This is a genomic window from Dorea sp. Marseille-P4042, assembly GCF_900290215.1.
GTDB lineage: Bacteria > Bacillota > Clostridia > Lachnospirales > Lachnospiraceae > Dorea > Dorea formicigenerans.
Genome location: NZ_OLMI01000001.1, coordinates 44,943 through 67,568, shown reverse-complemented (window position 1 = coordinate 67,568; position 22,626 = coordinate 44,943). Strand labels below are relative to the sequence as shown.

Genomic DNA, 22,626 nt, shown 5'->3' with positions numbered 1-22,626 from the left:
GTTAACTATGAATTTAAAACTTGGATCTCATGTCAGCATGAGCGGAAAAAGCATGCTCCTTGGTTCTGCAAAAGAAGCTGAATCCTATGGAGCAAATACATTTATGTTCTATACAGGAGCACCACAAAACACCAAAAGAAAAGAGATTTCTGAACTCAATATTGATGCCGCCTGGAACTATATGAACGAAAAAAATATTTCAGATATCGTCGTTCACGCTCCTTATATTATCAATCTTGGTAATACCGTAAAACCTGAGACATATGAACTGGCCGTGGAATTTCTGGCAAAAGAAATTGACCGCGCGGCCGCCTGCAAAAGCCAGACTTTGATTCTGCATCCTGGTGCCCACGTCGGTGCCGGAATTGAAACCGGACTTCAACAGGTCATAAAGGGGCTCAATGAAGTCTTGACAAAAGACACGCCTCTTCATATTGCACTGGAAACCATGGCGGGAAAAGGATCGGAACTTGGCCGGTCTTTTGAAGAACTTGCAGCAATCTATGACGGCGTAGTCTACAGCGACAAGCTGCGTGTCTGTTTTGATACCTGCCACACTCACGACAGTGGTTATGATATCCGTGGTAATTTCGACGGTGTGATCGACGAGTTTGATCATTTGATCGGTAAAGATCAGATTGCGGTCTTTCATATTAACGACAGTAAAAATGTGCGTGGTGCAAAGAAAGACAGGCATGCCAATCTCGGCACTGGAGAAATTGGATTCGATGCCCTCTCCTATATCGTACACCACCCGGATTTTGAACAAATTCCGAAAATCCTTGAAACTCCATATATTCCTTCTCCAACAAAAGAGAAGAAATCTTACGCACCATACAAATATGAGATTGCAATGTTAAGAGCCAGCCAGTTCGATAAGAATTTTCCGGATAATATTATTGCAGAAAATGAAAATTAAAAATATAAGCAGTAAATCTTCATGGTTTGCTGCTTTTTTGTTACTCATTTCCAGCAAACTCTACTGACAGATTCTTGTAAAATGCCCCCTGATATTTAAATGAATCATTTTTTCACAATTGTGCTTGACACTTGCGAGCGTCTGTATTATTGTATTACTCAGATAGTACAATAATACAAAATGAAAGGAGTACATAATATGCCATGGAATTTAGATAGTGACCGTCCCATTTATCTTCAGCTCATGGAACGAATTCAACATGATATTATCTCCGGCACCTATAAACCCGGGGACAAACTTCCTTCTGTTCGCGAACTTGCTATGGAAGCATCCGTAAATCCTAACACAATGCAAAAAGCACTTTCCGAACTGGAGAGAATTGGTCTGGTACACTCCCGCCGTACAAGCGGACGATTTATTACGGAGGACGAAACAATGATAAAACAATTAAAAACAGAGACTGCCACCGAGCATATCCGTGAATTTTTAAAATCAATGGAACATCTTGGATTTACCAGACCGGAAATCCTGGAACTGGTTCAAGATACAATGAAGGAGGAAAAATAATATGAAACCCATTTTAGAATGTAAAGGGCTTTCCAAAAAGTACAATAAAAGTGCCTACGCTCTCCACAATCTGAACCTGACACTGAACCATGGTCAGATCATCGGACTGCTTGGTCCAAACGGTAGCGGGAAAACTACACTGATCAAACTGATCAACGACCTCTTAACACCGACAGAAGGGACTGTTCTTATCAACGGAGAACTTCCTGGTGTCCACAGTAAGAATATCGTATCCTATCTCCCAGACCACAGTTATCTGGACGGTTCCATGAAAATCCAGGATCTGGTTTCTTACTTTGCTGACTTTTATGAAGATTTTTCCAAAATCCGAGCCACTTCGATGCTGAAGGACCTGAACATAGATCAGACAGCACGTTTGAAAACTCTTTCCAAAGGAAATCAGGAAAAAGTAGCACTGATTCTTGTTATGAGCCGTGACTCCAAACTATATATACTTGATGAACCGATCGGAGGTGTTGACCCTGCTGCCAGAGATTACATCTTACACACGATTTTAAATAATTACAATGAACATGCAACGATTTTGATCTCAACACATCTGATTTCCGATATTGAAAATATTTTAGACCGCGTACTCTTTATCCAGAACGGTGAACTCGTATTAAATGCAACCGTCGATGATATCCGGTCAGAACAAAAGAAATCTGTTGACGCATTATTCCGGGAGGTATTCAAATGTTAGGAAAAATCATCAAATACGATATGAAAGCCATGAATCGTTTTTTAATCATCATTCATGCATTTCTGCTTATATATGCATTTTTTATCCGTATACTGATCACAGGCAGACTTACAGCCAACAATGTTCATAACTTGGGTAATACTTACTTCTTAATTCTTGGATTGACTGTTTCTTTTGGTATTATCCTGCTTACCTGTGTTGCTTTTGCAACCTCAATTATCATTGCTGTGCATTTTTATAAGAGTACATACTCTGACGAAGGATATCTGACCCACACCCTTCCGGTCAAAAAAGGAACTCTCCTGTTTGCAAAAGTCATTGCAGGAACAATCTGGTGCATAATCGACATAATTGGACTCTTTGCCGCTATATACATTGCTGCCTGGGTGCCATATGTAAAAGATTCTCTCTCCGTCAATAAAGCTCTCCTAATGGAAATTTTCGGTTTGGGATCCCATCTTGGAGTCTTTGGATCAATTGCCTTTTACATCTTTTTCATGATAGCCGGAACAGTTGCAAATGTTATATTATATTACGCCTGCATCTCTCTGGGACAGATATTTACCGGTCATCGCGTCTTTGGCGCTGTTGCCATGTACTTTATCGTTACATTTGTAGAAAGCATTAGCTGTCTTTTGATTTTTATCCCACTTGGGCTGCTAAACACCCAGACTGTAACTATTGAAACAAGTGCAACACTTTATATGTCTACACCATCTCAGTATATGCTCGGTCTTTTGGGAATCTCTCTGGCTTTGATGATTATATGGAGTGTGATTCTTTATATTATTACTTATTATCGTCTGAACCGTAAATTAAATCTGGCATAATCGTTATACAGCAACAGCATTATTCACAACATAGACCAGTTCAAGAATGCCTCGGCATTCTTGCTGCGAGGTGCGCGTCATGCAATTGCATGACATACTTCTACTGCGCACCTCTGCAAGTCTACACTCCGTTTCGGTCGGCGCAAAACCATTGTCCACCGGACAATGGTTTTGCGCCCTGCCGGAGGCTATATCGGCTGGGGGATTGACTCCCACCACTGATACCAGCTTGTTTCTCACCACCTATAGAGGTGGGAGTCATCTCCCAGCTGATATATATGAATCTGCAAAATCACAGACCGCCTGACGCGAGAAAAACAATGCATCAATATTTATTCTTTTTTCCGGACGGTCTGTGCTTCTTCCTTTTCTTTTTTCCAGAACTCTTCTATCTGCTCTGCCATATTTCCAAGGCTGCAGCTTCTTTGGTTTTCCCATTCTCTTGGAAAAGTCTCCTGATACCGCCTGTCGAAAAAGCGATCATCCAGCAACAATATCACTCCTCTATCCTCGTCTGTTCTTATGACACGTCCGGCTGCCTGAAGTACCTTATTCATTCCCGGATACAGATAAGCATAGTCAAATCCCCTCTGCCCGTGCTGATCGAAATAATCCTTTAAAATCTCCCGTTCTCGACAAACCTGTGGCAGTCCTGTGCCTACAATCACGGCCCCGATCAGCTTATCCTCCGTCAAATCAATTCCTTCTGAAAAGATACCACCCATGACACAAAATCCAATCAGGCTTTCCTTTCTTTCCTCTTCAAATGTATTCAAAAATTCCTCTCTGCCCTTTTCTGACATAGACTGAGATTGTGTCACACAAGTAATTTGATGATCCAAAGCCGGGAAGGCTTCTAACTCTTCCTTTTCCTGAATCTTTTCAAAAGCTTCATAGACATCTTCCAGAAAACGATAAGACGGAAAGAATACCAGATAGTTCCCTTTCTTTCCATTTGCAAGCTTCCACAGATACCTGGCATATCTCTGATACATCTCTTCATTTCTCCGTGTGTACTTTGTACTTACATCTCCTCCAACCATTAGCAGGCGATGCTCTACATCAAATGGGGATTCTGCATAGATTGCATAATCTTCTTTTCCCGTGGAAAGCAGTTTTTTATAATATGTAATTGGCAATAATGTAGCTGAAAAGAAAATTGTGCTGTTTCCCTTTTGCAGAAATTCTCCCAAATTTCCCGCTGGATTGACACAGAACAGATGTACCCGGAATTTCCCTTCCCCATCCAGTTCACTATAAATCACATAATTCTCATCTAACCGCTCATGTATATCCATAAAGCTTCGAATGTGAAAATAAAACTCCAGAACTTCTTCCCGGATATCTTCTTTCTCACATTCTTCCAGAAAACGTTCCAGTTCTGTCATCAGATTTAAAAGCTTGAGGTAAATATGCGATACACTATTTAGAACTTTATATTCTTCGCATTCCCGTTTCATTGCCAGAAGCCCCCGGTTACAATCTTCCAGTCTCTCTGTTAGCTTCTCATCCTCATACCGGACCTTTTTCTTGATTCCAAGAAAATCTTCTTTGCAGATACTGGCACTGTACATCTGCCTGCCCCGTTCCACCAGATTATGTGCTTCATCAATTAAAAACAGATAATCGCCTTTATTTCCTTCTCCGAAAAATCTGCGCAAATGCGCCTGTGGGTCAAATACATAATTATAATCGCAGATAATTGCATCAACCCAGACCGCCACATCCAGACTCATCTCATACGGACACACCTTCCATTTTCTTGCCTGTTCCTCTAGTATCTCCCGGTTCAGTTCATCAGAAGATGTCAGAAGTTCATAGACTGCATCGTTCACCCGGTCAAAATGTCCTTTCGCATAAGAGCAATGATCTGGATTACAATTTGTCTCTTCACAAAAGCAAATTTTATCTTTTGCTGTCAGAACAATTACTTTCATGCGAAGCGCCTGTTCCCGTAATGTCTCAAATGCCCGCCAGGCTACTGTTCTTGTGATCGTCTTCGCTGTCAGATAAAATATCTTATCTCCCAATCCCTCTCCTACTGCTTTCACTGCCGGAAATAATGTTGCGATCGTCTTTCCAACTCCGGTCGGTGCCTGAATAAACAGCTTCTTTTTTCTAAGTATCGTCCGATATACCGAGGTTACCAGGTTCTTCTGCCCTTCTCTGTATGCAAATGGAAATTCCACATCCTTGATCGACTTATCTCTCTTTTTCTTCCACTGAATCTGATATCTCGCCCACTTTTCATACTTTCCGATCAGCTCATAAAACCACCGTTCCAAATCTTCGAATATGTAACCACTCTGAAAACGCTTTATCTCCTCTGTCTCCATATTACAGTAAGTCATCTGCACACCAATTTCCGGCAAATTATGAGATGCCGCATAAATATACGCATAACACATTGCCTGTGCAAGATGTACCGGTACCGGCTCTTTAATCTGATTCAGTTCTCTTAACACACCTTTAATTTCATCAATGACAATTCCTTCCGGAAGCTCAATAATTCCATCTGCTCTTCCTTCCAGTTTCAGCGTAAAATCTTTACATGGAATCTCATATTTTAGTGAAATCTCTGCATGATAATCCGGACCCATCTGCTTTTGAATCTTCCTGTGGATTCTGCTTCCAAGCTGCATAGTATCTTTATCTGTCGACGCTATTCGATTGTCTATATCTCCCGCACGAAGTATAAATTCCACCAGATTTCGCACAGAAATGCGAATCACAGGCTGTTCAAGATCCATTGTGTTTCTTCCTTTCCCTGACACTTCTTGTAAACGCCCATATTATAACACATAAATATAAAATATTTTAAAGTAATTTTACACCTCGCCTGCCATCTCAGTCATCTCCGGCCGATATCTGAGTGGAAGATGCTGCATCTGACTTCTTGGATTCTCCCTGGATTCAATAGATATTGTCCTGCAAAAAGCAGTCCACAGACTTGCATACATCTGTTCATTTTCCGATATATGCCCCAGCCTCTCCTCCTGAATCCATTCATTTTCTACCAATACCCATTCCTTTCCCGCCTCATGCACTGCATACATATGATGTGTCTTATCATGGATCAGCCAGTTTTCCTGTGGAAGCCGGTTAGCAAAATGTGGAGCAATACAAGTCAGTATCCTGTTCTTTGGTGCAATCCCTCCATACAAAATCCCGCCAGACAACTCCCGAAATCTCAAAAATCCTTTATAATTATGGGCTTCACTTCCTACCTTCCTGCGCAGTTCAAATACACGTTCCACCTGTGGGTGGCTCAAATGTTCCATAACCTTTTTACTGTCACGAAGCCTTCTTGCAGCCAGCATTGTCCCATAAATTGCATCTGCCTTATCCTTATCCGAAGCAAGAGATGCATGCCAGATATCAGCATAAGCCTGTCCTCCCAGATGTTTTCGGATCAATCGTTCTACTGCCTGTTCCTTGTGAAGATTCTCCTCCACCAACATGTACTCACAAAAAAGCTCCTGTTCTAACATTCCCTTTATTGCAATCCCACACTCTTTTTCTTCTCTTCCTTCTTTCCATGCATCATAAATTGCAGAAAATATTCCTGTGATTGTATCATTACACACATAAATCTTTTTCATAGAAATTCTCCCGGAACCTGACATCATCAAATAATGAAAGCTGTCTGTAACCGAGATTTCTCACCTCCTGTGGCAGTTTTTCTCTGGAATCCAGAAGATTTCTGGCTATGGATTCCTCTTCTATCCTGAGCGGATACATGGTCTTCCCATTACAGGTAATAAAATACACCGCCCGTTTCAGTACTACTCCAAGTTTCTTAAGATCTGCAAAATCCAGCATTCCAAGTCTTCTCGCTTTCACAATTCTTGTTGCTGATTTATATCCAAGACCTGGTACACGGAGCAGCATCTCATAGTCTGCCCTGTTGATCTCCACAGGAAAATACTCCAGATGCTTCAGCGCCCAGTTACACTTCGGATCAAACAGAACATTAAAATTAGGTTCCTCCTCCGACAGTAATTCATCTGCCTGAAAATGATAATAACGAAGCAGCCAGTCTGCCTGATAAAGCCGATGTTCTCTAAGAAGCGGCGGTCCGTCATCTGTCCTTGCCGGAAGTGCTTTATCTTCATTCACATGTACGAATGCAGAATAAAACACTCGTTTCAATTCAAACTTCTTATACAGACTCTCTGTCACCTTCATAATCTGATAATCCGATTCCAAAGTTGCTCCGATAATCATCTGGGTACTCTGCCCTGCCGGTACAAATCTCGGTGCCTGACGGTATAATGACAGTTCACGGCTATTTTCATTCCTCCCTTCTTGGATGAGTCTCATCGGTGCGAGGATATTCTTTCTGGATTTATGCGGTGCCAATAGTTTCAATCCTTCTGCTGTCGGAAGTTCCAGATTCACACTCATTCTGTCCGCCAGAAATCCTGCTTTTTGGATCAGTTCCTGACTTGCTCCCGGAATGGCTTTCACATGGATATATCCCTGAAAATTACACTCTTTTCTCAGCTTATAAAGTGTTGCACAGATTAACTCCATCGTATAATCCGGACTTACCAGAATGCCGGAACTTAAAAATAGTCCTTCAATATAATTTCTCCGATAGAATTCCATTGTAAGCGTACAAACTTCATCAGGTGTAAAAGAAGTCCTCACTACATCATTACTTCTTCTGTTCACGCAGTACTTACAGTCAAAAATGCATTCATTCGTAAACAGGATTTTTAAAAGTGAAATACATCTGCCATCTGCAGAAAAACTGTGGCAGATTCCACACTGTGTACAGTTTCCCATTCCGGAACCATCACCTTTTCTCTTCGTTCCACTGGAAGTACACGCCACATCATACTTTGCTGCATCCGATAAAATATTTAATTTTTCATAGATAGACATGGAATTCTGTATCTTCATATTCTTTCCTGCTTTCCTAATATCATAATGCGAACATCTGTTCTGTTTTTATTATAAGAACATTTGTTCGATTTGTCAATTTATATTTTAACGATGCCAGGGTCAAAAGGTCTTTCATCCACATGAGCTTGCTCATAAGTGGATGAAAGACCTTGGGGCCCGCCCCAATATGAGCCTAAAAGTGGGATGACAATCCCACGATATGCGAATAATTGGGAGGATTGTGGGAGTGCAAAGCACGAAACAATCCGTAGGCATCATAGTTGGAGCTTTTGGTACCAACATTATTTTAATTACATGAAATTAGGATAAAAAAAGAATAACCAACTGATATCTTTCTTCTCACATATCAGTCGGTTACTCTTTCTTTTATTGTTACATGAAGTACATCTCTGCACTCTTATTAGCAAATATTTTTCAAAGTATTCCTTGTAATCTTCTTATATTTTATTTACTGCATCTGCCAGGTACTCATTCGAAACTTCATAGAACTTCTCATTCTCTACCATCTCAGAAAGAGCCGGATCAATCGGCATCTTACCAAGAACCGGAATACCTAACTCAGCTGCCACTTCATCGATATGGCTTTCTCCAAATACGGAAATCTTCTTTCCACAATCCGGGCAAGTCAGATAACTGTAATTCTCTACGATTCCGAGCACTGGAATATTCATCTGTCTTACCATCTTGTAAGCTTTCTCTACGATCATACGCACAAGATCCTGTGGAGATGTTACGATCACTGCTCCATTCACCGGAAGAGACTGGAATACTGTAAGTGGAACATCACCAGTTCCAGGCGGCATATCTACAAAGAGATAATCCAGATCTCCCCAGATAACATCTGTCCAGAACTGCGTCACAACACTTGTAATAATCGGTGCTCTCCAGATTACCGGATCCGATTCATTCGGTAAAAGCAGGTTGACAGACATAATCTTTGTTCCGTCTTTTGCAATCTCCGGAAAGATTCCATCATCGCTTCCTTTTGCTGTATCATGGATTCCATACATCTTCGGAATAGACGGTCCTGTAATATCTGCATCCAGAATTCCTACAGAAAATCCTTGTTCTCTCATCATTCTTGCCAATGATGCAGTTACCATCGATTTTCCGACTCCGCCCTTTCCACTGACAACTGCGATCACATTACGAATGTGTGATTTTGCATTCGCCGGTTTATGAAAATCCTGCGGTTTACTATTACAAGTCCCTGCATGTGCACACCCCTGACAATCGGATGGTGAGCAGCCGTTCTGATTCTCTGACATAACTAAAACTTCCTTTCTGGCCCCTTTTACTCTTCTACTGCTGCGATTACCTCGATCTCGCACAGTGCTCCCTTAGGGAGATCTTTCACTGCAAAACAGCTTCTTGCTGGTTTAGATGTGAAATATTTTGCATAAACTTCATTGAATGCTCCGAAATCAGCAATATCAGCCAGGAAACATGTTGTTTTAAGTACATGCTCGTAATCTGTACCTGCTGCTTTTAAAATCTCTCCTACATTCTTGCAAGACCACTCAGTCTGCTCTTCGATTGTATCTCCGCCAAGATTTCCTGTCTCAGGATTGATTCCAAGCTGTCCGGATGTATAAAGAACTCCGTTATTAACATATGCCTGTGAATATGGTCCGATTGCTGCCGGTGCTTTTTCTGTTGCGATTACTTTCATAATCCTATACCTCTCTTTCATTATTCTGAAACTGCTCTGTATTTCTGAGCTCTGAATCTATTGTACTACCTTTTCAGGTAATTTATCAACCTTGAATTACCTTTAATCTTTGCTTTTACTCCCTTTTTCACAGCTTTAAATTTCCAGGTTATTCCTCGTGACATCTTTGAGCCATTTGTAACTGCGGTACCGCTTTAGCGTAAGCGGTAATTTCACCAGCTCATCACTCATCAGAAGTATATAAACGACCGGTACACTTGCGTGTAAGAAAAATGCTGCGACTGCACCCAGTAATATGGAAAATCCCCACATCGTAGACACATCCAGAATTAATCCGAATCTCGTATCTCCTCCTGAGCGAAATACACCTACTACCAATGTTGTATTGACTGACTGTGCAATGACAAAATAAGACATGACGCCAAACATCATATAAAGATATTCTTTTGCCTCAGGCGATAATACAAGAAATGTATTTGCAATCGGAGCACAGATTAAAATTACACATGCACCACAACAACCCATAATAAGTGCCAGCCGAATAAATCTTTTTGCATAAGCCTTCGCATAATCGAATTTACGCTCCCCGATCGTCTTACCCAGATAGACGGCTGTCGCATTTGCAATTCCAAATACAACGACCTGGGCAAGCTGTCTCGCTACTTGTGCAACTGAATTTGATGCAACCGCCGCACTCCCAAGATGACCGATGACAGCAGTATTCGCAGAGACTCCAAGTCCCCACATCATTTCATTTAACACAACCGGCATGGCATAGATTAGATAATCTTTTGCAAGTACCCTGTCAATCTGTATCATAAATCGAGGACGAATTTTCACATCCCGATTCATGAAATGTGCATAAATAAGCACGATCAATGTCTCTGTCATTCTGGCACATAATGTGCCGATTGCAGCTCCTTGTATTCCAAGTGCCGGAAATCCCAAAAGTCCAAAAATCAAAATTGCATTCATAATTGCATTGACAACCAAAGACATAAAATATACAAAAGTAGCAATCATCACCCGTTCAATACTTCTCATAATATTCAGATAAACCTGCGTTACCGCTATGAAAAGATAAGATATTCCAACAATCCGTAAGTATTTCACTCCCTCTGCAATTACTTCCGGATCCGATGTAAAAATACGCATCAAAGGGCCCGGAATAGTCAAGGCCAATGTCATAAAAATTACCGCAATTGCAAGTGAGATTGTAAGTCCCATACCAAGAATCTTCTCAATAGTTCTGATATCTTTCTTTCCCCAGTACTGCGCTGTCAGTACTGTTGCTCCAGATGTGATGCCGAAAAAAATCAGCATCATAATAAACTGGATCTGTCCTGCCAGCGAAGAACCAGACAACACTTTTTCTCCCACTCTTCCAAGCATCATAACATCAACTGCAGTCACTCCGACGTTGATCAGATTCTGGAGCGCCATTGGAATAATTAAGGCAAATACATTTCTGTAAAATGCATGCCAGTCAATATTTAGATTATCTGTGGTTTGCCTTTTTATAAATCTCATATAACTCTTTTTCCCCCATTTTCTGGAAAGCGCCCATTTTCTGGAAAGCGCCCACTTTCATGGTATCCCCTGCAGTCGCCTTGCCAGCCATTTCTTTTAATACTTCATCCGGCTGTACACCCATTTTCATATCTCCCAGACAAGTCGGCATATGCAAAGACCGGAAGAATTCTTCGGTTTTCTCAATCGCTTCCACAGCCGTTTTTTCATCATTTTCCTCATCCATGTTCCATACTTTTCTTCCGTAATTTGCAAATCTTGCCTCGTCCAGATGATAGACGTATCTCGCCCAGCTTCCCCAGACTGCAGACAATGTTGCACCGTGGGCTTCGTCAAATTTTGCACCAAGCTGATGTCCCAGCTTATGGCACAGAAAATCCTTTGGTCTTCCAAGTCCGGTAATTCCGTTATGGGAAATACTTCCGCACCACATGATTTCACTCATAGCATCATAATCTTCTTCCAGAACTCCCAGATATCTGTGCCCGGATTTGCAGCACCTATCGCAATTCCTTTTGCTGTATCGATTGCACTTCCACCGCCATATACAAGAAATACCTTCGTTATCCCAAATTCACTGACCAGCTTTCCAGCTTCCTTCTGTGTGGCTTTTCCAAATACAACTTTCGTTGGGGTATACTGTACAAAACTCTGCATCATCAATTTCTCCTTCTTTTTTCTATTTTCTATATTTTTCATCCACAGCTGCAATTCTGATATTGCCAATGATTTTATGTGCAATTTCTGAGATAAAAAACTGCAAGCTGTGTACGGTCTCTTAAATTCAATTTATCCAAAATCCCACTGATATAATTTCGGATCGTTCCCTCGCTTAAAAACATTTCCCCTGCAATTTCTTTATTGCTCTTTCCGTCTGCCACAAGCTTCATAACAGCGCGTTCTTTTTCTGTAATCTCATAAGTCTCATAATCAAAAGCACTCTTTCGCTCTAAAAGTTCCGGCAGTCTGGATATGATCTGAGTTCCGAACACCGTCTGCCCCGTGCACACTGCCCGGATTGCCGGCAGAATACTTGCATAATCCTGTTTTAAAAGATATCCTTTCACACCACATTTCAACGCTTTTACAATATACTCGTCATCAGAAAATGTTGTAAGGAGCAATATCTTTGCCTCTGGTTTTTCTTTTAAAATCTCTTCCGATGCCTCCAGACCGCTCATTGGACTCATGCGGATATCCATCAGCAGCACATCTGGTTCATATTTCCGGTAAAGTTCTATAGCTTCCTTCCCATTTGAGGCAATACCCTGAACTTCTATATCCTGATCTTTTTCCAGAATCGTCCTAAGTGCTCCTGATACAAGCATATCATCATCTGCAATCACGATTCTCATTTTAAGATACCTCCTTGGGAATCGTAATAAAAATACGAAATCCCTCTTTTCTTACAATTTGCATCATGCCTCCAAGCATCCGGACGCGGTCGCTCATATTGCGAAGTCCCATACCCTGTCCAGACTGAAATTCCCTGGATACAGTTTTTGCTCCGCCACTTTGTATTGGTTCTTTCACAGTCCCATTATCTTCCACAATCAGCTGATAAAGCGCTGGGTGCTCCCGCATGACTATCTTCACTTTACTTGCATCACTGTGCCTTACAATATTGTGAAGTGCCTCTTTTACAATTGCGATAAAGCCGTATTTAATCTCTCTTGGAACATCATATCCCATATCATAAGATAAATCTAGCGGGCAAAATGTAAACTCTCCCACCAGTTCTTCTGTCACTTCTCTCAGATTCACAGAATCATCATGAAGGTCATGGACACTCTCCCGCACACTGGTCATGGCTGTATTCAACGACTCCTCCAATTGTTCAATGGAAGAGGACAGTTTTTCGTCTTCATTTACAATCTTCATTGCACCCACTATAAGGATGCATCTTGATAGCAAATGTCCCACATTGTCATGAATTTCTCTTGCAATGCGATTTCGCTCCTGAAGTGTTGCCGTATAAATTTCATAGTCCTGCTTCTCAATCAGGCTGCGATTCTTTTCTTGTAAAAGCAGATTCCTTTCCTTACTGTCATCACGGGTTTTCCGGTATTCCTGTTCCAACTCCTCATAAGCCTCTTCTTTTAACTTCAACACAAGCGACAGTAAAATTCCAACTATCAAAAGATACATTTGCCCATGACTTAGATTCACATTCCCTGACGCACCTGTAAATATCCCTCCTGCCACAGCGAGTATCATGATACCCCGTTTCTCTTTCGTCCAGAATCCATAAAAAAGAACCGGCAGGAATTCACAGATTCCCACACAGTACCAACTTCCGGCTAAAATACATATTAACAGAACATACCTTTCCCAGTCATCTTTTAAGAACATCTGCATGCCAATACAGATCCATGACACCAGAAAGCCCACCACAAAATTCAAGTCAGCCGGCGAAAGCAACAAAAAAAGAAAACTATATAAAATTAACAGAAGCTGCCCTGTCATTCTTCTCATATTTGTTCTCTCCTAACTTTTCTAAAAAGCAAAACATGACATTTGTCACATCGTTTTATGACGTCTGCCACTAACATTATAAGCATAAGACATTTATAATTACAAGTAAGAAATATGCAAGTCTCAAAACTAAGAACTGGAGGAATTTCCTATGATCCATATTGAAAATCTTGTAAAAAGATATGGTGATCTGATCGCACTAGATCACCTGAACCTGGACATTAAAGAAGGGGAGATTTTTGGACTTCTGGGACCAAACGGCTCCGGAAAATCCACCGCGATCGGCTGTATGCTGGCGCTATTGAAATATGACAAAGGTACGATTCAGATTTTTGGCAAAAACATGACCCCGGACAGTTACGATATCAAAAAAGAGATTGGTGTTGTCATGCAAAATGTGGCTGTGTTTCATCAGATGAGTGTCCGTGAAAATGTAGACTATTTCTGTGGTCTGTATGTAACTGACAAACAAAAGCGTAAAAAGCTGGTGGACGAAGCACTGGATTTTGTTGGACTTGCGGAATATGCAAAAAAACGTCCCGGAAAATTGTCCGGCGGTCTTCTTAGAAGACTCAACATTGCCTGCGGTATTGCCCACAAGCCAAAGCTTATCATCATGGACGAACCAACGGTAGCTGTCGATCCACAGAGCCGGAACCGGATCCTGGAAGGAATCTTAGAACTGAACCGTCAGGGATCTACAATCATTTATACCTCCCATTATATGGAAGAAGTTGAACAGATCTGCAGCCGTATTGCAATCATTGATCATGGCCATGTACTTGCGACCGGAACATGTGAAGAGCTGAAAAATATGATCAAAACCGGTGAGACGATCACCATCGAAGCTATAAACCTAAATCCGGAAACACTCTCTGAAATCCGTACAATGCCAAATGTATTTGAACTGACCTATGAAGAACAGGTATTAAAAATCCGCCTAAGTGGAGGGAAACACAATCTGATCAGCCTCTTAAAATACCTGGGAGATCACAACATTTCTTTCGGGCGTGTATTTTCAGAACTTCCAACACTCAACGATGTCTTCTTGGAAATCACGGGAAAAGAACTTCGGGACTAAGTCCAGCTAATAAATGTCAATAGTTAAATGAGAAAAAAATTATTTTGTTTTCTGACTAAAAAAGGGCAAACTTTCCCCTTGGTGAAAATATCATTTTTTGAAAGATATTGAATCATTGGGTTCATAGTATTTTATGCAGCTATGTCGCATTTAGCAGCATTGTATTGTTTGATATGCTCCTGAGGAGCAATGATTTTAAATGNGCAAACTTCCCCCTTGGTGAAAATATCATTTTTTGAAAGATATTGAATCATTGTGTTTATAGTGTTTTACGCAGCTGTGTCGCATTTAGCAGCTTTGTTTTGTTTGATATGCTCCTGAGGAGCAATGATTTTAAATGGTTTGTTGTCTCTGAGTATTGCAAATATCATATTGCATACCTTATGTGAAACAGCTCCCATTGCTACGAGCTTTGGTTTTGAGTCACATTTCTTGAGGTAGTACTCACGAAGAACTGGATTTTTAGCTTCTCCATTACGGGAGATACTGATGCTTTGTAAGGTTAACGTGTGAATCACACGTCTAGCTATGGCAGAACCACGCTTAGACATTTGAACCTTGGTACCTTCAAATTTTCCGGATTGTTTTACTGCCGGATCAAGACCGAAATAAGCGAAAAGTTGTTTTGGTTTTGAAAATGCTGAAAAGTCACCAATCTCACCCATGATGGATACAGCAGACAAGAAACCAGCACCTTTAAATGTTTCAATCAAATGAATCTGCTTGACAAAGTCGGCATCTTCATTAGCATCAACAAGCTCATGGAGCGATTCAAGAATGTTGTTGATTTCTTCATCATATTTACGTATGAAGCTGATACAAAGGCGAATACGCTTGATGTTGCTGTCTATGATGTAACCAAACTGATTTGCATCAGTTGCCGCCTGAATTATGGCATTATACTTATTTTGAGCATATGTAAGTCCAAAGCGAGCTGTTGATTTGATGATATCAATAATCTCTTGCTTGTCTGCTTTAAGAAAAGCTGATGGAGAGGTATAAGTCTCCAATAATGTAAGAGAAGTGTTGATAGTAACCTTGGAAAAGATGTCAAGATACTGTGGAAACACCATGCGTAATTCACCCTGAAGCTTATTCACATAGGCACTGCGATTATCCATTAAATCGTAGTATTCACGGCATAGGTTACGGCAGTTTAGAGCAAGATCTGAAGGCATAAGTGAAACCTTTAAATCAGGTTTCAAACCAACCAAAGCAGCTTTTTTAGAATCAAAACGATCATTATGTACTTTTCGTATGTTGATGTTTGTGCTATTCTTAGTGATGATAGGATTAATAACCGAGCAGTTAAAACCCTTATCACGAAGATAGCAGAAGAGTGGGTAATGATAAATTCCCGTGGATTCGAGGAAAATGTGACTTTCCAAAGAATACAACTCTTCTGCTTCTTTTATTTTAGAAACAGCGGTTGTAAGGGAATCAATACTGTTATGTAGGATTTTGTAAGGTTTTCCTACGAATTGTTGGTTTGGAAGTGCTATAGACATCCATGAGAAATCAGCACCGATATCAATACCAACAGAGATGAATAAATCATCGAGATTAAAGAAAACTTTGTTTGACATGAGCAATAGCTCCTTTCTGATAGGAATCCATTTCCAATCTGGCAGGTACACAACCTAGCGCGTTATTCGGGTATGGCCTTCCGGCTCCCAACCAGCTAAAACATAAAACCCTGTCGAATGGACTAATTGACTTAATTACAGGTATCCACTGATAATCAGTGTCCCAAGGAGAAATACATTCTTTGTCCTATCCTAAGAGATGATACCTTATGTTTTATCTAGTGTCTATCAGGAACCGTCAGACATGATCATTATTATGGATAACATCTGATGAAGGAAGAATCCCTTCTTCTGTTATCTGATTTATAGAAACTTATTAACCAAGTAGTCTTGATTGACTACATCATTATTATACTAGGAGGAATTTTTATGTGGCATTTAATAAAATATCGTTTTCTACAGATTACAAGGAATCGGCCTATGATGTTCTGGGCACTTGCATTCCCAATGATTCTCGGCACACTGTTCTACATTTCCTTTGGAAATATCGGCATATCTGCCACCGGAGACTCCGACTGGGATCCGGTACCCGTTGCTGTTATCAATAAGCTTGAAACGAAGTCATCCGGTACATTTTTTGCAGATTTCCTTGACGCCATGAACGGTAGCGTTCTAGATATTCAAGACGTAAAGAATGAAAAAGACGCGAAAAAGAAACTGGAAAATGATGAGATTCTTGGAATCTACTATGTAAAAGAGACCCCGTCTCTTACGATTACAAAAAATGGAGTCAGCCAAAGTATTCTGACTTCTCTTTTAAATACTTATAACCAGAATGCACATCTGTTCAAAGTAATTGCCAAGACTCATCCGGAGCGTCTGACTGATGCTGTTGCTTCCTTGCAGACGAATGGCAGTTTCATCACGGAAAAAAGTGTCGGTGGAAAAACATTAAATCCGACTGTATTGTATTTCTTCGCCCTGATTGCCTATGCTTGTATGTCCGGTGCATATCTAAGTATCGAAGCAGTACATGATACCCAGGCGAACTTAAGTCCCTTAGGAGCCAGACGAAGTATCACCCCTTACCGAAAACAATTTCTTATTTTTATTGATATGTTGGTGCTGATTTTTATACATTTCATAAATGTAATGATTCTGACTTTTTATTTGAACTGTATTCTTGACATTGACCTGGGAAATAATTATCTGGCTATCCTTGCCACGAATTTTATGGGAAGTCTCATCGGAATCTGCCTGGGACTCATGATCGGCTGCATCGGAAAACTTACATTTTCAGCAAAAATCGGCATCTGTACCTCCACAACTTTACTGACCGGTTTTTTGTCTGGTCTGATGTTTGGCAATATGAAAGATGTAATAGAACAGAATGCCCCCATTCTGAACCGTATCAATCCGGCGGCTGTTTTAAGTGATGCTTACTATTGCATCAGTGTCTACAATGACACGTTACGATACCAGAGATGTATGATTACTCTGCTGATCATGAGTATTCTTTTCCTTGGTATTGCATTCTTAGGAGTAAGGAGGGAACGTTATGACAGTATTTAAAGGATTTTTGACAATTACAAAAAGAAATCTCGGATATGTTTTCATGTATATTATCATTTTTCTCACAATTACAATTGCTGTACAAAAAAGTGAACTTACAGATACCGATAAAATGTTTGAACAGACAAAACTCGACATTGCAGTCATTGACCATGACAAAAGTCCGGTGTCCGAAGCCCTGACCGATTATCTGGCTTCCCGGCACAATCTGATTGATATTCCGGATACCAAAACTGCCATTCAGGATAACCTGTTCTACCGGCACGTCTATTATGTATTGACGATTCCAAAAGATTTCACTCAAAGCTGTAAAAGCAAAACTGCAAGTCTTACCGTCACAAAAGTTCCGGGCAGTACAAGTGGTTACTATGTAGACAGTCAGGTCAATGCATGGGTTCAGGAAATGCATATGCTTCTTGCCTCCGGTTATTCAGCCGAAGATGCCACTGTAATGCTTAAGGAGGCTATGACAGAAGAATCTCATGTAACGATGCTGGATCAGAACGGATATGGTGGAAATATTCCGATGCACGCATACATGTATCAGTATATGCCTTACATTATCCTGTCCATTCTATGCTATGTCATTATAACAATCATGATGTCATTCAACAATCCAGAAGTCCGCTCACGAATACTGTGTACTTCCATTTCCAACCGGAAGTACAACCTGCAGCTTGCGCTCGGCTGCACAGTCATCGGACTTGCCGTCTGGTTTTTATGCACACTCCTTCCAATCATATTGTATGGAAAAACATTTCTGGCTGACACAAACCTTACATACTATCTTACCAACAGTTTTATGATGTCTCTGTCCGCACTAAGCCTGGCATTCTTTGTCTCCACATTTACAGACAAAGAACAACTGATCAGTGCAGTCGTCAATGTGGTCAGCCTTGGAATGTCCTTCCTGTGCGGAGTCTTCGTCAGTATGGATATCCTCGGAAAAAGTGTACAGAAAATTGCCCAGTTTCTTCCGGTCTACTGGTACGAAGTTGCAAATAACCTGCTGAAAAGCCACAACACATTCAGTGGAACACAGATTCACACCCTGTACACCTGCTACGGCATACAGCTCCTCTTCGCCCTCGCGTTCTTAAGTCTTGCGCTTATTGCAGGCCGTATGAGACGTCAGTCCGCTTAGCGCGTGGTTTATCTCAGTCGAGAAGACTCCCACCTCTTCAGGTGGTGAGTAATAGCAAATTTGTCTCAGTGGGAGTCCAATCTCCGACTTGAATTTATAGTTGACACAAAAAGAGATGTTATACCATTTTTTCAGATTACAAATGATATAACATCCCTTTATTTAGCATTTACAAATTGATTTATAAATATTCTTTTAATGTTTTACGAACTGCACCTGGTTCTGCAATTTCTTTTTTAAACATCTCTTCAATAAGATTTCCGATTCCTGCTTCATACAGATCACTGCCAAATATATTTTTATTAGAAAGAATTGTTTTAAGTTGTCCCTTATAAGTTTCTGGCTTTCCAACTTCAATTTCTTTCAGAATATCTGTCAGTTCACAAAGCATCGGATCTGATGATCTTTCAAATTTTTCTCCATTGTCATCTACTCCAAGCAAATATCTGCACCATCCCGCAATGGCAAGCGGAATTGCTTTCAGTTTTTTTGCATCTCCGTATTTAGAAACATAAGATTTGATTGTTTCTCCATAACGAATTCCTACTTTCTGAGAAGTATCGGTTGCAATTCTCTGTGGTGTATCCGGCATAAACGGATTTGGTATTCTAACATTAATTACTTCATCAACAAAAGCTTCTGGAGATAATATTCCTGGATTTGTAACAACCGGCATGCCCTCATCAGGTCCGATTTCATGCACAAGTTTATTTAACTCTACATCTTTCATCTCATCTGCGATCAGTGTGTATCCCAACAGACATCCATAGACAGCTAATGCTGTATGTAATGGGTTTAAACATGTTGTTACTTTCATACGTTCTACTTTATTTACAGTATCTCTATCTGTCAGATATACTCCTGCCTTTTCAAGAGCTGGTCTTCCATTCGGGAACTTATCCTCTATTACAAGATACTGCGGTCCTTCTGCATTTACAAACGGTGCAATATATGTATTTTTAGAAGTAATAACCGGCTCCATATTCTCAATTCCGAGTTCTTTTAAAGACTCACATACACTTTCTGCCGGTCTTGGTGTAATCTTATCAATCATTGACCACGGAAATGACACCTGATCCTCATCAGAAATGTATTCAACAAATTCTTCTGATACATATCCTTTATTCTTCCACTCTGAAGCCATAGTAAGAATGGAACTTCTAAGCTTTTCTCCATTATGAGAGCAATTGTCCATAGATACAACTGCCAACGGACTTCTTCCCGCTTTGAAACGCTCATTTAAAAGCGCACATACAACAGCCATTGCCGATACTGCTTTTTCCGGTCCGTTTTCGATATCTTGTTCAATAAATGGGAAATATTTACCTTCTGCATTTTTTAATGCATAACCTTTTTCTGTAATTGTAAAAGAAATCATCTTCAGTTCAGGGTTCTTAAAAATCTCAATCAGTCTGTCCCATTCCTCTTTCACATTCGACTGTGCCTTAACAGCTTCTGTTAAAGATCCAAGAATCTGCTTATCTGTAGAACCATCTGCTTTTAATGTAACTGCCAGGACAAGATTATCATATGGCTTATAAATCTTATCTACTACATCAAAATCAAATGTCTCTACACATGTTATTCCCTTTTCCATTTCTCCTTCGGAAATCAACTTATCTGCGATGCCGCCTAAAAAAATACGAAAAATATTTCCTGCTCCAAAATGAACCCACTCTGGTGATTCTTTTGTTCTTGCAACAATCGTATCAATATCATATGACGGAAGTTTCACTCCAGCACTTTCCCAGTCTTTTTTTTCTTTTATACCTTCTAATGTTAATTTCATACTATTCACCTCTTGCTTCTTTCTTAACCGCTTCCCAAAGTCCGCAAAGATAAGCAGCCCCCAATGCTCTGTCATATAGTCCATAACCAGGCATTGCTTTCTCACCCCAGATCATTCTTCCATGATCCGGACGAATTGGTCCGTCAAATCCTGTCTCATAAAGCGCTTTCATTACAGCATACATGTCAAATGTTCCATCTTCACTCAGATGTGCGCTTTCTTCAAAATCTTTCATTCCATCATTGAAACGAAGATTTCGAATATGTGCAAAATGTATTCTTCCTTTCAGCATATGAATCGTTGAAATTAAATCATTTTTCAGATTAGTGCCGTAAGATCCCATACAGAATGTTACTCCATTGTGTTTATCCGGTACCATATCCATCATACGTTTTAATTTTTCCTGTGAAGATATGATTCTCGGAAGTCCAAATACACTCCAGCCTGGATCGTCCGGGTGAATTGCCATATTTATATCATATTTATTGCAAACAGGCATAATCGCCTCCAAAAAATACTTTAAGTTATCAAATAATTTATCCTCATCAATATCTTTATAAAGTTTGAAAAGTTCTTTCACTTTTTCCATACGTTCTGGTTCCCAGCCTGGCATAACCGTACCATTCATATCATCTTTAATTGCATCGAACATTTTTTCCGGATCCATCTGATCAATAGCTTCTTGATTATAAGCCATAACCGTAGAGCCATCTTCTCTTCTTCGATCTAATTCTGTTCTTGTCCAGTCGAATACTGGCATAAAATTATAGCAAACCATATGGATATCTGCTTTTCCTAAGTTTTCCAGTGTTTTTATGTATGCATCAATATCTTTGTCTCTATCTGGTCCACCAGTCTTTATTGCATCACTGACATTTACACTTTCAATACCGGATAAATGAAGTCCTGCATCTTCAACTTCTTTTTTCAATTTCAATATTTCATCCAGTTCCCAGACTTCACCCGGCATCTTGTTATACAAAGTAGTTATCACGCCTGTTGCATATCTAGTCTGTCTGATTTGTTCCAGTGTAACTGTATCATAGTTCGTTCCGAACCAACGCATCGTCATTTCCATTTTTTGCCTCTTTCTCTACTATTGTGTAGTCATTGTGCTGACAAAAAAGAGTGTTTATCTAAAATATCGGCCATATTTTTCTTTCAGCTCTTCTTTATCAATTTTATCACGCATTAAATGGATGTTCATAATTTTGGAAGCCTCTTCTTCATCAGAATTTCTAATACAGTCTAAAATCTTCTCATGATCTTCCACTATTTTAAGATTTTTGACTGAACGAATAGATACACTTCTGATTCGATCAAAATGAATATCAAAATTTTTCATAAGATTATAAATTTCAATTTTATTTGTAAACTGAAATAGATATTTATGAAACTCATTATCCATTTCCAATAATTCTTCTGTTTTATGATTTTCCATATAAAACTTCTGAAGATTTACATTTTCCTGAAGTCTCAATATATTAACAGCTTCAGCCACCTGGCATGCTTCTTTAACAATAGCACATTCTAATGTATTTCTCAGAAATCTGGCTTCCTCTACAACTGTATAATCAATCATAGATATTTTACATCCACTTTGCGGATACACTTCAACAATCCCAATTTTACTCAATTCACTTAATGCCTCTCTGATTGGGCCACGTGATACAGGTATTTCTGATGCAAGCTCATTCGCGCTGACACTTGTTCCCGGTTCCAGTTCCAAACTGATTATATTCTCCCGGATTACACGCATCGCATACTCCTTGCTGCTTTCTCCTTTTAAACGTTCTGTAACATGCATATTATTTCTTTTTCCTCTTCATTACTAAGTTTTTTTCTAACAATACCTTATTATTATCCGACTCGCATGCTGCTTTTTCAAGGACTTTATCAGAAATATT

The 22,626-nt window shown here is 40.0% G+C and carries 21 protein-coding genes; 7 read left to right on the top strand and 14 right to left on the bottom strand.

Annotated features, from left to right (window positions below; all coding sequences use genetic code 11):
- Positions 1-7 precede the first annotated feature (7 nt).
- The 4 genes from C7E02_RS00305 to C7E02_RS00290 all read left to right on the top strand — a co-directional run bounded on the left by C7E02_RS00305 (position 8) and on the right by C7E02_RS00290 (position 3,019).
- Positions 8-919, top strand: a complete 912-nt coding sequence (locus C7E02_RS00305) for a deoxyribonuclease IV (RefSeq protein ID WP_105308514.1) — start codon at positions 8-10, stop codon at positions 917-919.
- A gap of 198 nt (positions 920-1,117) precedes the next feature.
- The gene (locus C7E02_RS00300; RefSeq protein WP_005339195.1) at positions 1,118-1,486 is read left to right on the top strand and encodes a GntR family transcriptional regulator; all 369 of its coding nucleotides are present in this window, start codon (positions 1,118-1,120) and stop codon (positions 1,484-1,486) included.
- 1 nt (position 1,487) lies between these two features.
- Positions 1,488-2,189 carry an ABC transporter ATP-binding protein gene (locus tag C7E02_RS00295; RefSeq protein WP_105308513.1) on the top strand — a complete coding sequence of 234 codons (702 nt, stop codon included), beginning with the start codon at positions 1,488-1,490 and terminating at the stop codon, positions 2,187-2,189.
- Positions 2,183-3,019 carry a hypothetical protein gene (locus tag C7E02_RS00290; protein ID WP_005339193.1) on the top strand — a complete coding sequence of 279 codons (837 nt, stop codon included), beginning with the start codon at positions 2,183-2,185 and terminating at the stop codon, positions 3,017-3,019. Before C7E02_RS00295 ends, C7E02_RS00290 begins: the two co-directional genes overlap by 7 nt.
- Positions 3,020-3,351: 332 nt before the next feature.
- Here C7E02_RS00290 and C7E02_RS00285 read toward each other — a convergent pair whose 3' ends face one another.
- The 10 genes from C7E02_RS00285 to C7E02_RS00245 form a co-directional block, all read right to left on the bottom strand.
- Positions 3,352-5,769, bottom strand: a complete 2,418-nt coding sequence (locus tag C7E02_RS00285; RefSeq protein ID WP_105308512.1) for an ATP-dependent DNA helicase — start codon at positions 5,767-5,769, stop codon at positions 3,352-3,354.
- 78 nt (positions 5,770-5,847) lie between these two features.
- Positions 5,848-6,621, bottom strand: coding sequence for a TIGR03915 family putative DNA repair protein (locus tag C7E02_RS00280; RefSeq protein ID WP_105308511.1), 774 nt, complete (start codon positions 6,619-6,621; stop codon positions 5,848-5,850).
- Positions 6,599-7,927 (bottom strand): putative DNA modification/repair radical SAM protein, encoded by a 1,329-nt coding sequence (locus tag C7E02_RS00275; protein ID WP_022279829.1) that lies wholly within the window; start codon positions 7,925-7,927, stop codon positions 6,599-6,601. Before C7E02_RS00275 ends, C7E02_RS00280 begins: the two co-directional genes overlap by 23 nt.
- A 440-nt stretch (positions 7,928-8,367) precedes the next feature.
- Positions 8,368-9,198: an Mrp/NBP35 family ATP-binding protein gene (locus C7E02_RS00270; protein WP_005339188.1), complete on the bottom strand. Its 831-nt coding sequence runs from the start codon at positions 9,196-9,198 to the stop codon at positions 8,368-8,370.
- Positions 9,199-9,224: 26 nt separating this feature from the next.
- Positions 9,225-9,602, bottom strand: a complete 378-nt coding sequence (locus C7E02_RS00265) for a RidA family protein (protein WP_022279828.1) — start codon at positions 9,600-9,602, stop codon at positions 9,225-9,227.
- A gap of 135 nt (positions 9,603-9,737) precedes the next feature.
- A complete protein-coding gene (locus tag C7E02_RS00260) occupies positions 9,738-11,132 on the bottom strand; it encodes an MATE family efflux transporter (RefSeq protein ID WP_105308510.1) in 1,395 nt (464 codons plus the stop codon).
- The gene (locus C7E02_RS00255) at positions 11,101-11,577 is read right to left on the bottom strand and encodes an iron-containing alcohol dehydrogenase (RefSeq protein ID WP_330406714.1); all 477 of its coding nucleotides are present in this window, start codon (positions 11,575-11,577) and stop codon (positions 11,101-11,103) included. Before C7E02_RS00255 ends, C7E02_RS00260 begins: the two co-directional genes overlap by 32 nt.
- A complete protein-coding gene (locus tag C7E02_RS19525) occupies positions 11,574-11,789 on the bottom strand; it encodes a hypothetical protein (protein ID WP_242827089.1) in 216 nt (71 codons plus the stop codon). The genes C7E02_RS00255 and C7E02_RS19525 overlap by 4 nt, the downstream gene beginning before the upstream one ends.
- A gap of 74 nt (positions 11,790-11,863) precedes the next feature.
- Entirely contained in the window at positions 11,864-12,487 is a 624-nt protein-coding gene (locus C7E02_RS00250; protein ID WP_005339183.1) for a response regulator transcription factor, read from the bottom strand.
- 1 nt (position 12,488) lies between these two features.
- Positions 12,489-13,607, bottom strand: a complete 1,119-nt coding sequence (locus C7E02_RS00245) for a sensor histidine kinase (protein ID WP_105308508.1) — start codon at positions 13,605-13,607, stop codon at positions 12,489-12,491.
- Positions 13,608-13,758: 151 nt separating this feature from the next.
- On the opposite strand from C7E02_RS00245, the gene C7E02_RS00240 reads away from it, so the two are divergent.
- Entirely contained in the window at positions 13,759-14,688 is a 930-nt protein-coding gene (locus C7E02_RS00240; RefSeq protein ID WP_105308507.1) for an ABC transporter ATP-binding protein, read from the top strand.
- A 269-nt stretch (positions 14,689-14,957) separates the two neighbouring features.
- Here the strand turns inward: C7E02_RS00240 and C7E02_RS00235 are convergent, their stop codons facing one another.
- Positions 14,958-16,274, bottom strand: a complete 1,317-nt coding sequence (locus C7E02_RS00235) for an IS110 family transposase (RefSeq protein ID WP_105308506.1) — start codon at positions 16,272-16,274, stop codon at positions 14,958-14,960.
- A 369-nt stretch (positions 16,275-16,643) separates the two neighbouring features.
- Here C7E02_RS00235 and C7E02_RS00230 point away from each other — a divergent pair, with 369 nt between their 5' ends.
- Entirely contained in the window at positions 16,644-17,786 is a 1,143-nt protein-coding gene (locus tag C7E02_RS00230) for an ABC transporter permease (protein WP_105308505.1), read from the top strand.
- Positions 17,773-18,930, top strand: a complete 1,158-nt coding sequence (locus tag C7E02_RS00225; RefSeq protein WP_105308504.1) for an ABC transporter permease — start codon at positions 17,773-17,775, stop codon at positions 18,928-18,930. The genes C7E02_RS00230 and C7E02_RS00225 overlap by 14 nt, the downstream gene beginning before the upstream one ends.
- Positions 18,931-19,111: 181 nt before the next feature.
- On the opposite strand, the gene C7E02_RS00220 is transcribed toward C7E02_RS00225, so the two are convergent.
- The 3 genes from C7E02_RS00220 to C7E02_RS00210 are packed head-to-tail and all read right to left on the bottom strand — an operon-like array spanning position 19,112 to position 22,526.
- Complete coding sequence (locus C7E02_RS00220; protein WP_105308503.1) at positions 19,112-20,719, bottom strand: mannitol dehydrogenase family protein; 1,608 nt, start codon at positions 20,717-20,719, stop codon at positions 19,112-19,114.
- 1 nt (position 20,720) lies between these two features.
- Complete coding sequence (gene uxuA / locus C7E02_RS00215; protein ID WP_005339174.1) at positions 20,721-21,797, bottom strand: mannonate dehydratase; 1,077 nt, start codon at positions 21,795-21,797, stop codon at positions 20,721-20,723.
- A gap of 54 nt (positions 21,798-21,851) precedes the next feature.
- Positions 21,852-22,526 (bottom strand): GntR family transcriptional regulator, encoded by a 675-nt coding sequence (locus C7E02_RS00210; RefSeq protein WP_105308502.1) that lies wholly within the window; start codon positions 22,524-22,526, stop codon positions 21,852-21,854.
- Positions 22,527-22,626 lie beyond the last annotated feature (100 nt).

Coding starts and splice junctions, on each gene's coding strand:
- C7E02_RS00305 (WP_105308514.1), top strand. CDS start 8: ATGAATTTAAAACTTGGATCTCATGTCAGCATGAGCGGAAAAAGCATG.
- C7E02_RS00300 (WP_005339195.1), top strand. CDS start 1,118: ATGCCATGGAATTTAGATAGTGACCGTCCCATTTATCTTCAGCTCATG.
- C7E02_RS00295 (WP_105308513.1), top strand. CDS start 1,488: ATGAAACCCATTTTAGAATGTAAAGGGCTTTCCAAAAAGTACAATAAA.
- C7E02_RS00290 (WP_005339193.1), top strand. CDS start 2,183: ATGTTAGGAAAAATCATCAAATACGATATGAAAGCCATGAATCGTTTT.
- C7E02_RS00285 (WP_105308512.1), bottom strand. CDS start 5,769: ATGGATCTTGAACAGCCTGTGATTCGCATTTCTGTGCGAAATCTGGTG.
- C7E02_RS00280 (WP_105308511.1), bottom strand. CDS start 6,621: ATGAAAAAGATTTATGTGTGTAATGATACAATCACAGGAATATTTTCT.
- C7E02_RS00275 (WP_022279829.1), bottom strand. CDS start 7,927: ATGAAGATACAGAATTCCATGTCTATCTATGAAAAATTAAATATTTTA.
- C7E02_RS00270 (WP_005339188.1), bottom strand. CDS start 9,198: ATGTCAGAGAATCAGAACGGCTGCTCACCATCCGATTGTCAGGGGTGT.
- C7E02_RS00265 (WP_022279828.1), bottom strand. CDS start 9,602: ATGAAAGTAATCGCAACAGAAAAAGCACCGGCAGCAATCGGACCATAT.
- C7E02_RS00260 (WP_105308510.1), bottom strand. CDS start 11,132: ATGAGATTTATAAAAAGGCAAACCACAGATAATCTAAATATTGACTGG.
- C7E02_RS00255 (WP_330406714.1), bottom strand. CDS start 11,577: ATGAGTGAAATCATGTGGTGCGGAAGTATTTCCCATAACGGAATTACC.
- C7E02_RS19525 (WP_242827089.1), bottom strand. CDS start 11,789: ATGCAGAGTTTTGTACAGTATACCCCAACGAAAGTTGTATTTGGAAAA.
- C7E02_RS00250 (WP_005339183.1), bottom strand. CDS start 12,487: ATGAGAATCGTGATTGCAGATGATGATATGCTTGTATCAGGAGCACTT.
- C7E02_RS00245 (WP_105308508.1), bottom strand. CDS start 13,607: ATGAGAAGAATGACAGGGCAGCTTCTGTTAATTTTATATAGTTTTCTT.
- C7E02_RS00240 (WP_105308507.1), top strand. CDS start 13,759: ATGATCCATATTGAAAATCTTGTAAAAAGATATGGTGATCTGATCGCA.
- C7E02_RS00235 (WP_105308506.1), bottom strand. CDS start 16,274: ATGTCAAACAAAGTTTTCTTTAATCTCGATGATTTATTCATCTCTGTT.
- C7E02_RS00230 (WP_105308505.1), top strand. CDS start 16,644: ATGTGGCATTTAATAAAATATCGTTTTCTACAGATTACAAGGAATCGG.
- C7E02_RS00225 (WP_105308504.1), top strand. CDS start 17,773: ATGACAGTATTTAAAGGATTTTTGACAATTACAAAAAGAAATCTCGGA.
- C7E02_RS00220 (WP_105308503.1), bottom strand. CDS start 20,719: ATGAAATTAACATTAGAAGGTATAAAAGAAAAAAAAGACTGGGAAAGT.
- uxuA (WP_005339174.1), bottom strand. CDS start 21,797: ATGGAAATGACGATGCGTTGGTTCGGAACGAACTATGATACAGTTACA.
- C7E02_RS00210 (WP_105308502.1), bottom strand. CDS start 22,526: ATGCATGTTACAGAACGTTTAAAAGGAGAAAGCAGCAAGGAGTATGCG.